Origin of the sequence: Hymenobacter sp. NBH84, from assembly GCF_014217645.1 — a bacterium.
Taxonomy (GTDB): domain Bacteria; phylum Bacteroidota; class Bacteroidia; order Cytophagales; family Hymenobacteraceae; genus Hymenobacter; species Hymenobacter profundi.
The window spans coordinates 3820132-3832444 of the sequence record NZ_CP043644.1 but is presented as its reverse complement, the minus strand read 5'-3'; the positions used below and the strand labels follow the sequence as shown (position 1 = coordinate 3832444).

12 protein-coding genes are annotated in these 12313 nt (G+C 55.1%); 1 reads left to right on the top strand and 11 read right to left on the bottom strand.

Annotated elements, in window-relative coordinates; all coding sequences use genetic code 11:
* Positions 1 to 6 precede the first annotated feature (6 nt).
* From F1C16_RS16080 to F1C16_RS16070, 3 genes are all read right to left on the bottom strand, one after another.
* Positions 7 to 1683, bottom strand: a complete 1677-nt coding sequence (locus tag F1C16_RS16080) for a GMC oxidoreductase (protein ID WP_185281636.1) — start codon at positions 1681 to 1683, stop codon at positions 7 to 9.
* Positions 1684 to 1832: 149 nt separating this feature from the next.
* Complete coding sequence (locus F1C16_RS16075) at positions 1833 to 2705, bottom strand: sugar phosphate isomerase/epimerase (RefSeq protein ID WP_185281635.1); 873 nt, start codon at positions 2703 to 2705, stop codon at positions 1833 to 1835.
* Between the two features lie 393 nt (positions 2706 to 3098).
* Positions 3099 to 3935, bottom strand: coding sequence for a sugar phosphate isomerase/epimerase (locus F1C16_RS16070; RefSeq protein WP_185281634.1), 837 nt, complete (start codon positions 3933 to 3935; stop codon positions 3099 to 3101).
* A 210-nt stretch (positions 3936 to 4145) separates the two neighbouring features.
* On the opposite strand from F1C16_RS16070, the gene F1C16_RS16065 reads away from it, so the two are divergent.
* Positions 4146 to 4589 (top strand): hypothetical protein, encoded by a 444-nt coding sequence (locus F1C16_RS16065; RefSeq protein WP_185281633.1) that lies wholly within the window; start codon positions 4146 to 4148, stop codon positions 4587 to 4589.
* 245 nt (positions 4590 to 4834) lie between these two features.
* On the opposite strand, the gene F1C16_RS16060 is transcribed toward F1C16_RS16065, so the two are convergent.
* The 8 genes from F1C16_RS16060 to F1C16_RS16025 all read right to left on the bottom strand — a co-directional run bounded on the left by F1C16_RS16060 (position 4835) and on the right by F1C16_RS16025 (position 12277).
* Positions 4835 to 5434: a hypothetical protein gene (locus F1C16_RS16060; protein ID WP_185281632.1), complete on the bottom strand. Its 600-nt coding sequence runs from the start codon at positions 5432 to 5434 to the stop codon at positions 4835 to 4837.
* Complete coding sequence (locus F1C16_RS16055; protein WP_185281631.1) at positions 5401 to 6078, bottom strand: YgcG family protein; 678 nt, start codon at positions 6076 to 6078, stop codon at positions 5401 to 5403. The genes F1C16_RS16060 and F1C16_RS16055 overlap by 34 nt, the downstream gene beginning before the upstream one ends.
* Before the next feature lie 125 nt (positions 6079 to 6203).
* On the bottom strand, positions 6204 to 6890 hold the full coding sequence (locus F1C16_RS16050; RefSeq protein ID WP_185281630.1) for a dihydrofolate reductase family protein: 687 nt from the start codon (positions 6888 to 6890) through the stop codon (positions 6204 to 6206).
* Positions 6891 to 6983: 93 nt separating this feature from the next.
* Complete coding sequence (locus F1C16_RS16045) at positions 6984 to 7769, bottom strand: transporter (RefSeq protein ID WP_185281629.1); 786 nt, start codon at positions 7767 to 7769, stop codon at positions 6984 to 6986.
* A 153-nt stretch (positions 7770 to 7922) separates the two neighbouring features.
* Positions 7923 to 8465, bottom strand: coding sequence for a hypothetical protein (locus tag F1C16_RS16040; protein WP_185281628.1), 543 nt, complete (start codon positions 8463 to 8465; stop codon positions 7923 to 7925).
* Positions 8466 to 8618: 153 nt separating this feature from the next.
* Positions 8619 to 9653, bottom strand: a complete 1035-nt coding sequence (locus F1C16_RS16035) for an SIR2 family protein (RefSeq protein ID WP_185281627.1) — start codon at positions 9651 to 9653, stop codon at positions 8619 to 8621.
* A 52-nt stretch (positions 9654 to 9705) separates the two neighbouring features.
* Entirely contained in the window at positions 9706 to 9861 is a 156-nt protein-coding gene (locus F1C16_RS16030) for a hypothetical protein (RefSeq protein WP_185281626.1), read from the bottom strand.
* A 31-nt stretch (positions 9862 to 9892) separates the two neighbouring features.
* Entirely contained in the window at positions 9893 to 12277 is a 2385-nt protein-coding gene (locus tag F1C16_RS16025; RefSeq protein WP_185281625.1) for a ribonucleoside-diphosphate reductase subunit alpha, read from the bottom strand.
* Positions 12278 to 12313: the final 36 nt, after the last annotated feature.

Here is a 12313-nt window from a genome sequence, read left to right as displayed (position 1 = left end):
TAGGAGTTAGATGTTCTGCTTTTTCAGTTCGCTTACGGCGTGGTCTACGGCGCGGGCCGTGAGGGCCAGGTAGGTGAGCGAGGGGTTCACGCAAGAGGCCGAGGTCATGGCAGCGCCGTCGGTCACGTACACGTTGGGGGCGTCCCACACCTGGTTGTGCGCGTTGAGCACCGAGGTTTTGGGGTCGCGGCCCATGCGGGCGGTGCCCATCTCGTGAATGCCGCCGCCCAGATTATAGCCGTTGTTGTAGGTGTTCACGTTTTTGAGGCCGGCTTTTTCCAGCATCTCCTTGGCGTCCTCCATCATGTCCACGCGCATTTTCTGCTCGTTGTCTTTGATGGTGGCATCCATCACCAGCACAGGTAGGCCCCAAGCATCCTTCTCGGTTTTAGAGAGGTAGGTGCGGTTGTCGTGGTAGGGTAGGGTTTCGCCGAAGCCGGTGATGCCCATGGTCCACTTGCCGGGCTCCGTCAGAGCATCTTTGTAGTCGCCACCAATGCTCATTTCTGCGATGTCACGGCTCCAGCCTTCGCGGCTGGCGCTGCCCTGGTAGCCGAAGCCGCGCAGGTAGTCGCGTTTGTCGCCGAACAGGTTGCGGTAGCGCGGCACATAGATGCCGTTGGCGCGGCGGCCGAATACGTATTTGTCCTCGTAGCCTTCCATTTCGCCGTGGGCACCAGCCCGGAAATGGTGGTCCATCAGGTTGTGGCCCAACTCACCGCTGCTGCTACCTAGGCCGTCGGGCCACACATCAGTAGCAGAGTTCATCAACACCCAGGCCGAGTTCAGGGCCGAGGCATTCACGAAGATAACCTTGGCGAAATACTCGTAGGTTTTGTTGGTTTCGGCGTCCAGCACCTCCACGCCCTTGGCCCGCTTGGTATCCTTGTCGTAGAGGATCTTAGTGACGATAGAGAACGGCCGCAACGTGAGGTTGCCGGTAGCCATGGCCGCCGGCAGCGTGGCCGACTGCGTGCTGAAATACGCCCCAAACGGGCAGCCCAGCCAGCACTTGTTGCGGTACTGGCAGTTTACGCGGTTGTTATGGGGCTTGGTGATGTTGGCCGTGCGGCCAATAATCATGTCGCGGTCCTTGAAGTGCTTCTTGATGCGGGCCGCTACGTCCTTCTCCACAATGTTCATGTCCATGGGCGGCATAAAGTCGCCGTCGGGTAGCTGGGCCAGGCCGTCGCGGTTGCCGCTGATGCCGGCAAACTTCTCGGCGTGGCTGTACCAGGGTGCCAGGTCTTTGTAGCGAATGGGCCAATCGACGGCAATGCCTTCTTTGGCGTTGGCTTCAAAGTCGAAGTCGCTGTGCCGGTAGCTCTGGCGCCCCCACATCAACGAGCGGCCCCCTACCTGATAGCCCCGGAACCAGTCGAACGGCTTGGCCTCCACGTAGGGGCTTTTCTGCTCGTTGGTCCAGAACTCAAGGTTGGTTTCGTTCAGTGTATAATCGCGGCTGAGTACGGGGTAATCCTTAATCATCTGCTGGGTTTTGCCGCCGCGGTGCGGAAATTCCCAGGGCGCTTTGTTGGCATTCACGTAGTCTTTGATGTGCTCTACGTTGCGGCCGCGCTCCAGCATAATCGTTTTTAATCCTTTCTCCGTCAGCTCCTTGGCGGCCATGCCGCCCGATATGCCGGAGCCGATTACAATTGCGTCATATGTATTCTGTGCCATACAGGAGGGGTGGGTATTTTTAGTTATTCGTTTTCAACTTTTGGTGGTCTATAGCAGCGGTTTATGTTTAGCTTTAGTGGCCGCCCAGCACCCCATAGAGGGCGCAGCACAAGGGCAAACAACCAAAAACAAACAACCAAAAACCAACCCTATACCAGTGTGCGCTTGATGTAGGAAACGCTCTGCTTGATGCTGTCGAAGGGCGAGCCAGGCGTTTGGTCTTGCTCCACAAAGAAATACTGCATACCCGCTAGCTTCTTCTGCGCGAAAATGCGCTTGAAGTCGATGCTGCCATTACCTACCTCCGTGAAGTTGCGCTGGGGCGTTTTGTCCATGTCTTTCACATGCCACAGCGGAAAACGGCCGGGATGTTCCTTGAACATTGCCACAGGGTCTTTGCCCGCTTTGGTGGCCCAGTACAGGTCCAGCTCCATCTTCACCAAGTCTTTATCGGTGGCTAGCAGCAGATCGTAGGGCATCTGCCCATTCTGAGGCTGAAACTCGAAATCGTGGTTGTGGTAGCAGAGCTGAATGCCGGCTTTCTTGCACTGCTCGCCGGCTTTGTTCAGGTAGTCAGCTACCTTCTGGTAATGGTCTCGCTCGCTGTCCATGAGGTAGGCGCACACCATGTACTTCACCCCTACCTGTGCGGCGTCGTCTATGGCTTTGTCCCAGCCGTGCAGCAGGGTGCCTTGAGTGGGCTGACCGTTGTTCATGGCCTCGCCCAGAACGTAGTGGCTGCTAGGCATAATCAGCCCGTTCTGCTTCAGCACTTTGGCAAACTCTGCGGGCTCCATGCCGTAGAACTTCTGACTGCCAGTGTAGGTAGCGCCTTCCACCGAGTTGTAGCCCATGGCGGCTATCTTGGCCAGCGTGCCGGTAGGGTCCTGCTGCATGGGCTCGCGCACGGTATAGAGCTGCAGACCGATGTAGGACTTGTCGGCCGCTAGTACAGAAGGGGAGGCACAAGCCGCTGCCGATAATAGCACGGCAGATTTCAGAAACGTTCGTCTGGTGGTCATGAAGCAAGAGGGGTAGGGTAAAAAATCAGCGCTGGTACGCTGTGGTAGAATAGAGCAGAAAGCAGCTTTTTCGTGCGAAATAGCTGCCAAGGGGCACCACAGCAAGCAATGTTGACCCAAGGTATTCTTCTTTTTGGCAGGAACCCAAGCCTTTTGCCGGGCTATTTTGCTTGTTAGAAAAACAAATTGTGTAACGGTAGACACCTACCACACACGTTAAACGGGGAGTAAGATAAGCTTTTCAAACTCCTACCGCAAACGATTTCTCTCATAGGACACACGCAAAAAAAGAAGGCTGCATGTGGTCTTTCGTTGTGGCTGTAATCTATTGCGGCCCTGGCGTAGGGGCCAGGGCCGCAATAAAGCAAGCCGTTATGGTGCCATAGCCGGCAGTTAGTAGTTCAATCCTTTTAGGTAGGCAATGTTGCGCTGCATGCTGGCAAGGGGTGCGCCTTCATACTCTTCCTGCTCCACAAAGAAATATTTCATGCCCGACTTCTTGGCGCTGCGCAGCAGCTTGGCTACGTCCAAGCGGCCGGTGCCCAGCACGGTGCTGTGGGCTTCCCCTTTTTTCATGTCCTTGAGGTGCCACAGCGGAAACCGGTTGGGGTAGCGCTCAAAATACTGAAAGGGGTCGTAGCCGGCAACTACCACCCAGCCCAGGTCCATTTCCATGGATACCAGGCGTGGATCGGTTTTTTCCAGCAGCACATCGTACAGCACTTTCCCGTTATCCTTTTCAAACTCGGAGTTGTGGTTGTGGTAGGCAAACTGCACACCCGCTTTCCGGCAGGCTTCGGCCGCTTTATTGAAGGTGTCGGCGCAACGCTCGTAGTTGCTCACGGTCTGGCCCTGGGTGGGTAGGGAAGGGCACACCAGGTATTGCTGGCCGGCTTCGGCGGCGGCGTCCACGGCTTTCTGCCAATTGTTGTCAATACCTACGTGGCCGCTGCGCAGTGTCATGCCCAGGCTGCCCATCAGCTGCTTCATTTCCTTGGGCGACAGGCCGTAGTAGTAGCCCTTGGCGCTGTTGGCCGATTCGATTTCTTTGTAGCCCATCTTGGCCAGGCTGCTGAGCGTGCCCTTCGCGTCGCGCATCATATCGTCGCGCACGCTATATAATTGAAGGCCAATATCTTGCACACGGGCGGCGTGGGCTAGGGTAGGCAGGGCCAACATGCCGGTGGCAAGGGCGCTTACGGAGGTCAGAAAATCTCTTCTAGTAGTCATAAAGGGGGCTGCGATGGAAAGATGCGGAACAACTAACGCTCACCAAGATAGAAATTTGCCCACCAGAAATCGGGAAAAGCTGATTTAGGTACATGAATTGTTAAAAAAGTATCGGCACGCAGTCTGGGTTATGGTAAATAGCAAGTGCAGCAAGGAAAAGACACAGTATCGTCTTATTCTTGCTTTTTTTGTCTTCTTAAGTATTTGACTATGTTTCCTCCTTCTAATCGGCTGTATTTTGAAAATGCAGCGGGCCGTGTTGAAGAAGACCGGGCTGGTTTTGTGCGGCTGACCTATACGCTGGGTCGCCGGGAGGCAAGCATATGGCACGGACTGTTACAGCACACCAAGCACCTGCTCGCAAGGCAGGGGCAAGGCCTGCTACTGGTAGATCAACGGGCTATGCAAGCGTATTCGTTGGAAGAACAGCGTTGGCTGGTAGAGGAGTGGTTGCCTCAGGCCATTGTAGAAGGTGGCTACCGCTATGGAGCTATTGTGCAGGCACGCGATGCCTTTGCTCGCTTAGCCATGGACACGGTACGCCTACAAGCGCAGAACCTGCAACTCACGTATCGTTATTTCACGAATGAAGAGGAAGCGGTTGCATGGCTGCGGGCGCAGATAAAGGAGTTCTCGTTGCGCTACAATTCTTAAAACAGAGCTGAAACTACAGCCTTTGGTTTAACGGAATACGCACCCTGAGTTCCAGGCAGCCGCATAGCGGTTTCAGTTTTGTAGGTCTCTGGCTTGACACAACAGCGCCGCGAGCGGGGCAAGAAACGTTTCTTGCCCCGCTCGCGGCGCTGTCTTTTATACTCTTTAACTATTAGAAGCCTGAAGATGCTTGGCGACTACGCTACCATTTGGAAGCTGCCTAGCGCAACGTCTATTACGGGTTGCTACCACGAGCCGCTGTTGTCGCTGCTGTCATCGAAGCCACCGCCACCCGTGTCATCCGACGACGAATCATCGTAGGAGTTATCAGACGAGAAGTAGTCGGGGCCGGAGGAAACGTCGTCTGAGAAGTAGTCTGGGCCGGGGTCGTTGGCGGCGCTGGCACCACCAAAAAAGTCATTCACATCGGCATCCGAAGCGGGTGGGGTAGCGCCTAAACCGGCTGCACCCATGCCAGCCGCCGCCGTGTTGTCGTTGCCTAATTGTAGGTCGTTGCCGGTGTGGCTCTGGCCCGAGGCCATGCGGTTGCCGAGGTAGGCGCCGGCTGCGGCCGCGGCACCCGTAGCCAACATGCCACCAATGCCGCTGCCACCACCGCCATTGTTGGTATTGTTGTTGCCACCATTGCCACCCCGATTGAAGAAGTCCGGTGTTGACCGTTGCCCGCCCTGGTTATAGCCCTGGGTAGGCTGATTATTACGGTTTGGCAGGAAATCGGGCGTGTTGCCGGTAGTGCTTTGCGCGGTGCTTTTGCGGCGAAACAACTTCACTAACAGCCAAATCACGCCCCCTACCGCCAAGGCGCCCAACAGCAGAGTACCCATGCCCGGCCCCGATGGCTCGGGGTAGGGCTGGACATACCCGGCGAGAAAGGCGCACTAGACGGTTGTTCCATTGGCTCATCAAGTGGCGCCGAAGCAACGGGAGCCTCAGTAGTTGTGGCGGGCGACGTAGCTGCCGGCGCCTGCGTAGGTGCCGAACCTGGGTTGGCTGCTTGCAGCAAGGTGTTCAGCCCGGCCCGCAAGCCAGCAAAGTAGCGTCCTTGTTTGAACTGCGGCGCCATTTCTTGGCTGATGATGCGGTCGGTAAGCGCCGGCGTAACCTGGCTACGCAAGCCTGAGCCCGCCTGAATACTGACCTGGCGTTCTTGCGCCGAAATCAGTACCACTACGCCGTTGTTTTGGTTACGCTGGCCCACGCCCCAGGCGGTGCCCAGCGCACGGGCATAGTCGGCCACGGTGCGACCGTCCAGGGTAGGCACAGTTACCACAACCACCTGCGTGCCGTTGTTATCGGCGTAGCTGCGCAGGCCGCTTTCCAGCTTCTTCGCGTCCGTTTCGCTGAGGAGCTGAGCTTTGTCCGTCACGAAAGTGAACGGGTTGGGACGAGCCGGCAACTCGCCGGCAGCGGTGGCGGTGTGGCTCAAGCCGAGGGCAAGAGCGAACACAAAAACAAGAAAGCGAAACATAGCAAATGGATAGGAGTGAGGGAAGCGCATCAATTTCAGAGCTTTCTACGCACACAGGCGCTAATAGGTGCTTACCCCAATCTGCGGAGGGGGCAAGCACCTGGCTACCGCATACCCTGCTGGTGCTATTTCTTGTTGGCGGCCGAGTAGCGCAGCCACAGGATGCCTTCGGGCCGTTGCTCCACGTGTTGCAACGCGAACTGGCGCGGTGGTCCCGGCTGGTCGCCCTGCTCGAAGAGGGTAGGCGACGAAGCCGCGCCGTCTACCACCGGGTAGTGCAGTATGCTCAGCTCGTCTATCAGCCCGGCCTTCAGCAACGAGCCGTTGATGTGCCCGCCACCTTCCAGCAGAATGGTTTGGATAGGAAACAGCTCCGCCAGCTTGGTCAGTACGTTGTGGAAGTCCAGCTCCTCGGCCCCGCCAAACACATAGGACACGCCCACGCGGCGCAGGTAGGCCAGGTACTCGTCGCTCACCTGCTCCGACAGCACACTGATGATATGCTCTCCATCAATGTCGGCTGACTCCCAGCCCAGCTTACCGTGCGCATCTACAGCCACCACAAAGGAGTCGGCGGAGTGTTCGGCTACGAAATCTGTACGGTCGAGGGGCTCCGTTACGGGTTGCAGGTCGGGTTCCAGGCCTTCAGTGAAGTCCTTTTCCATGGTCACGCGGCCACACAGCCAAGCATCAGCTTCGAAGGTAGCGGCGGTGGTTTCGTACTCCTGGGTGTTGGGAGCATCCCCCCAGCGGCTCAGAATAATGCGGCCGTCCAGGGAAGTCATCATGTGGCAAATTACGCGGGGTGTCATAGGGGGTAGGGGTAGGAAAAATGTAGGAAGGGTGGTGAAAGAAAGGACCAAAGGCCGATGCTCAGTACTGGTGTTGGCCCGCCAGTGGTGGCTCTAATAGGGTAGTCGGATAGACGCCCCCGTGGTCAGGAAAAAGGACGGCGCGGCACGGCTGATACCAACGCCGCCAGCCACGTCCAGCTGTAGGTTGGGCCGCACCAGCCACAACAGTCCCGCATCCACTTCGTTATCGGGCCTGCTGCGGGCTTCGGTGGTACCAAAGGCTTCGCCGTAAATTGAGAACTGCTTGCTCAGCCGGGCCGCGAGCTTCACGGCGTATTTCTGCTCGGTATCGTTCTGCACCCATCCGTAGCCATAAGTGTAGGTGAGGCTAAGCGCATCGGTGAGGGAGTTGGAGAAGCCGAGGCGCAAGCGGGCCTCGGGGTTGGTCGGACGCAGCTCCTTTTTGCCAACGGGTAGGGTAGCCGTAGCCGTGAAGGCAGCCTGTGGCAATATGCCTTTTTCGTCCCACAGCTGAACGCGGGTGCCTACCTCCGGCGCCCCAAGGCCTCGTTGTCCTTGCCGGCTACTGCTCGGGATAGATGCCTCAAACCCAGTGCCCAGCCGCAGTTCTACCCTATCTAGCAGGCCGTAGCGCACCGTGAGGGTAGGGTAGTTGTAGGTGCGCGACGACCTGCCGTCCTGGTAGCGCAAGCCGCCTTCCAGCTGTACAAAGTGCTTTTGCACAACCGATGTGCCGTTGGTCTGGTCGGGCCGGCCAGGGTCGATGGGGGCGATATCCTCACGCTGTTGGGCATAGCTTGCGCGCGCCAGCAGCAGAAAGAATATCACGCCTAGCAAACGAAAGCCTCTACCACCCAACGCGTCCAATTTTCTCATATAAATAGCCCGCCAAGCAGAAAGCATGATTGCTTAGCTGCGCGTTAGCCAGCCCGGCAGCAGGTACACCCGCCTACGCCAATACCTGGCGCTTGGTTGGAGGCAGCTACAGTGTGACGTAAAACGATGGGGCACAGCCTCGCGCCAGTGGGACTACCTATGCGCGCCATCCAGCCGCACCCGAATATACTGTTGCAGCCACATGGGGTACACATTGTACAACATATTCAACACACTCAGCACCAGCCCCCAGCCTACCCTACCCAACGCGGCCGCGTAGCCGGCCGCGAACAGAAAGAACAGGAACCCCACCAGATGGAACTGCTCCAGGTGGTAAGTGTGCTGCCGGAGTGCCGCTACTGCCGCCCGACTCTGCACGTGCCGGTAGTGCGGGTAGCGCCGCCGCAGCAATCCATTGATGAAGCTGCCGTGCTGGGTAAACTGATTGGCTACGTGCACCCCCAGCCGACGATAAGCCGCCACGGAGCCGCTCAGCTGCCACCACCTAAACCACGCCCTGGGCACGGCATACCCCAGCAAGCTCACCGCCAATGCTCCGTACAGCCACGGCCGCGCCATGTGCTGGTAGCAAAAGACACTCAGCGGCCCCAGACTCAGCACCGACCATACCACGTTCGGAATAGCGTTGTAGAAGGCCAGCAGCGCCGGAGAGGGCGTAAGGTGTTTGTCTTCCATTGGCGGCAACTGAAGTGCTTGGCAGGTCTGGGGGTTTACTACCTTCCGCACGGCTTGGTTGGCGCAGAAGGTACAGGTGCCGCTATAACAATTCGGTTGGGCCACCAACACTGGCGCGGGGCTGTGCCCCGTGCCATTAGTTAAATATTTTTTTTAATACTCTATCATGAATGTTTTAAATAAATCTATAAAATCTCTTTCTGTATGAATGTCTAATGTGTTCATGTGAATAACATTCTGATTGTTTAAAAATTCTAATATTTCATCATGGACGGCTTGTGGATTGTCTGAACATATCATGACATTCGCGTTGGGGTGTAGCAACCTTTTAATAACTGCTTTTATATGTGGTTCGGTTTTCATGGAATTTCCTAATATTATTAGTTGATGAGATTCTGATATATCTTTTTCGAATTTGTTAAAGTAGTAAGAAAGAACGTTGTCTGATTTTATAATGCTCTCTTTGACATGTTTATTATTAAATATCATAACTGGTCGCTCATTTTGCTTCACTCCAATAAGTTTATAAGTAGTATTGAGATGCTTTGTGTATTTATAGGAACCATGTAAGTGCATAATATGTATCTTTTTTTCATCAAATTTCAGAGGATCAAAATGTAACAGATCAGAACCATTAGAGACTTTTTTAAAACCATCTGATGTTGAATACCCCTCTTTATCCCTAACTAATAGAGTTTCTAACAAACCATCATAATTCGTAGTCGCTACACTGACAACTGTTTCGCTTTCTTGGGCATATTCATTTACTGCTTCAGAAAAATTTCTGAAGTATTTTCTTACATCCTTATATTGATCTATATTTTCATGTCGTCTAAATTTCTCAGCTATTTGAATAATTTTGTCTATTAAAAAAATATCGAATGCTTTTTTTATTTCAGTAATTTTATCCCTCCCTAAAACCTTTTCAAAGGTATCTATACTCGAGAACAAATTTATTACTGCGTAAACCATTCTTATCAATTCCTCTGGATTTACATTGTTTAATTCCTTTGATAGTTCTTTAAATACATCGTCAAACTCTTCCCAAAGTTTTGTTATTAAATAAATATTGCTAGATGTTGATTCTTTTAAAGAACCTAATTGGCCTCCGCTGTATGGATAGCCTTTGATAATGCCTGCTATCAAGTAGTTTAAACCGTTGCCGGTAAGAATTGTAACTTTTTTCATAAGATATTACTAATAAAAAAAGCAAGCCGATTTATACCGGCTTGCTTCTTCGTTATTTATTTTGTTTCTCAGATTCTTTTCTAAGCGTTCCCAAAAGCTTATCACTTCTCATATCACGCCCATCTGGGTTTCGAAATGTTCCAGGGGGAACACCCAATTTTTTCTCAAGATTTCCAATCTTGATGTCAGAACGAATTTGTCTTGCCATAATTAGTAATGATATAAATGTGAGAGTTTCTCTACGATCCGCAAGCCTCGCAGGCGTCTGGATTATCCAATGAACAGCTCATGTCGCTTTGGTTCTGGGCGACGTTGGCGTAGACCGGCTCCAGGGTTTCGGCGGCTTGTTTCTCCACCGTGAACTTGATGGCGTCGGCGGCGGCTTTGGTGCGCAGGTAGTACATGCCGGTTTTCAGGCCGCGCTTCCAGCTGTGGAAGTGCATACTGGTGAGCTTGCCGAAGTTCACGTTCTGCACGTGCAGGTTCAGGCTCTGGCTCTGGCAGATGTACGCGCCCCGGTCGGCCGACATATCAATGATGCGGCGCTGCGAGATTTCCCACACCGTCTTGTACAGGTCCTTGATGTGCTGCGGAATCCGGTCGATGTTCTGCACCGAGCCGTTGGCCGCAATAATTTCCTGCTTCATCTGGTCGCTCCACAAGTTCAGGGCCACCAGGTCTTTCAGCAGGTGCTTGTTCACGACCATGAACTCCCCGGAGAGCACGCGCCGCACGTAAATGTTGCTCGTGTAAGGCTCAAACGATTCGTTGTTGCCCAGGATTTGCGCCGTGCTGGCGGTAGGCATAGGCGCTACCAGCAGCGAGTTGCGCACGCCGTGCTCCACTACCTCGGCGCGCAGCGTTTCCCAGTCCCACCGGCCCGAGTCGGGCGTTACGTTCCACAGATCGAACTGGAACTTGCCCTGGCTCAGCGGCGAGCCGGGGAAGGTCTCGTAGTGGCCCTCCTTGATGGCCAAATCCTTCGAGGCCGTCATGGCCGCGAAGTAGATGGTTTCGAAGATGTCCTTGTTCAGGCCGCTGGCTTCGTCGCTTTCAAACGGCATCCGCAGGGCAATAAACGTGTCGGCGAGGCCCTGCACGCCCAACCCGATGGGGCGGTGGCGGAAATTGCTGCGCTGCGTTTCGGGCACCGGGTAGTAGTTCACGTCAATCACCTTGTTCAGGTTCAGCGTGGTCTGATACGTTACTTCGTAGAGCTTGTCGTGGTCGAAGGTGGTGTTGCCCTGCGCGTCGGTTACGAGGTAGCGGGGGAGGGCCAGCGAGGCCAGGTTGCACACCGCAATTTCGTCCTTATCGGTGTACTCCATAATCTCGGTGCACAGGTTCGAGGACTTAATTACACCTAGGTTCTGCTGGTTGCTCTTGCCGTTGGCAGCATCCTTGAACAGCATGTAGGGCGTGCCGGTCTCGGTCTGGCTTTCCAAGATGGCAAACCACAGCTCCTGCGCCTTGATGGTCTTGCGGCCGCGGCCTTCCTTCTCGTAGTGCGTGTACAGGCGCTCAAACTCGGGGCCCCAGGTGGTATCCAGGCCGGGGCACTCGTGGGGGCACATCAGCGTCCAGGTGCCGTTTTCCTCCACGCGCTTCATGAAGAGGTCGGGCGTCCAGAGGGCGTAGAACAGGTCGCGGGCGCGGTTTTCCTCCTTGCCGTGATTCTTCTTCAGGTCCAGGAAGTCGAAGATGTCGGCGTGCCAGGGCTCCAGGTAGATGGCGAAAGCGCCTTTGCGCTTGCCGCCGCCCTGGTCCACGTAGCGGGCCGTATCGTTGAACACCTTCAGCATGGGCACCAGGCCGTTGGAGTTGCCGTTGGTGCCTTTGATGTAGGAGCCGGTAGCGCGCACGTTGTGCACCGCCAGACCAATACCACCCGCCGATTGTGAAATCAACGCGCAATTCTTCAGCGTGTCGTAGATGCCCTCAATCGAGTCGTCCTTCATCGTGAGCAGGAAGCACGACGACATCTGCGGCTTGGGCGTGCCCGCGTTGAACAGGGTAGGCGTAGCGTGCGTCATCCACCGCTCCGACATCATGTTGTAGGTCTTGATAACCGAGTCGATGTCGTTCTTGTGAATGCCTACCGATACGCGCATCAGCATGTGCTGGGGGCGCTCCACAATCTTGCCATCGAGGCGCAGCAGGTAGGAACGCTCCAGCGTCTTGAAGCCGAAGAAGTCGTAGTTGTAGTCGCGGTCGTAAATGATGGCCGAGTCCAGCGTGTGCGCGTGGTTGTGAATCACTTCCCACACGTCCTTGGCCAGCAGCGAGGCATTTTCGCCATTCTTGGGGTCCTCGTAGGTGTAGAGGCGCTTCATGGTGCTCGAAAACGACTTCGAGGTCACCTTATGCAGGTTGCTCACGGCAATGCGAGCGGCCAGAATGGCGTAGTCGGGGTGCTTGGTGGTGAGCGATGCAGCGGTTTCGGCGGCCAGGTTGTCCAGCTCCACGGTGGTCACGCCGTCGTAAATACCGTCAATCACCTTCTTGGCCACCTCAATCGGCGACACGAAATCCATATTCAGCCCGTAGCAGAGCTTTTCAATGCGGGCCGTTACTTTATCGAATTTCACGGATTCGCGGCGACCGTCGCGTTTGATTACCAACATAGGCGTAGCGGTTTGATGGGTTAGGATAAGCGAAGC

Excerpts from the sequence above, each read along its gene's own strand:
- F1C16_RS16050 (WP_185281630.1), bottom strand. The coding sequence starts at position 6,890 with ATGACACCCCGCGTAATTTGCCACATGATGACTTCCCTGGACGGCCGC.
- F1C16_RS16025 (WP_185281625.1), bottom strand. The coding sequence starts at position 12,277 with ATGTTGGTAATCAAACGCGACGGTCGCCGCGAATCCGTGAAATTCGAT.
- F1C16_RS16040 (WP_185281628.1), bottom strand. The coding sequence starts at position 8,465 with ATGGAAGACAAACACCTTACGCCCTCTCCGGCGCTGCTGGCCTTCTAC.
- F1C16_RS16030 (WP_185281626.1), bottom strand. The coding sequence starts at position 9,861 with ATGGCAAGACAAATTCGTTCTGACATCAAGATTGGAAATCTTGAGAAA.
- F1C16_RS16055 (WP_185281631.1), bottom strand. The coding sequence starts at position 6,078 with ATGTTTCGCTTTCTTGTTTTTGTGTTCGCTCTTGCCCTCGGCTTGAGC.
- F1C16_RS16080 (WP_185281636.1), bottom strand. The coding sequence starts at position 1,683 with ATGGCACAGAATACATATGACGCAATTGTAATCGGCTCCGGCATATCG.
- F1C16_RS16070 (WP_185281634.1), bottom strand. The coding sequence starts at position 3,935 with ATGACTACTAGAAGAGATTTTCTGACCTCCGTAAGCGCCCTTGCCACC.
- F1C16_RS16060 (WP_185281632.1), bottom strand. The coding sequence starts at position 5,434 with ATGGGTACTCTGCTGTTGGGCGCCTTGGCGGTAGGGGGCGTGATTTGG.
- F1C16_RS16075 (WP_185281635.1), bottom strand. The coding sequence starts at position 2,705 with ATGACCACCAGACGAACGTTTCTGAAATCTGCCGTGCTATTATCGGCA.
- F1C16_RS16065 (WP_185281633.1), top strand. The coding sequence starts at position 4,146 with ATGTTTCCTCCTTCTAATCGGCTGTATTTTGAAAATGCAGCGGGCCGT.
- F1C16_RS16035 (WP_185281627.1), bottom strand. The coding sequence starts at position 9,653 with ATGAAAAAAGTTACAATTCTTACCGGCAACGGTTTAAACTACTTGATA.
- F1C16_RS16045 (WP_185281629.1), bottom strand. The coding sequence starts at position 7,769 with ATGAGAAAATTGGACGCGTTGGGTGGTAGAGGCTTTCGTTTGCTAGGC.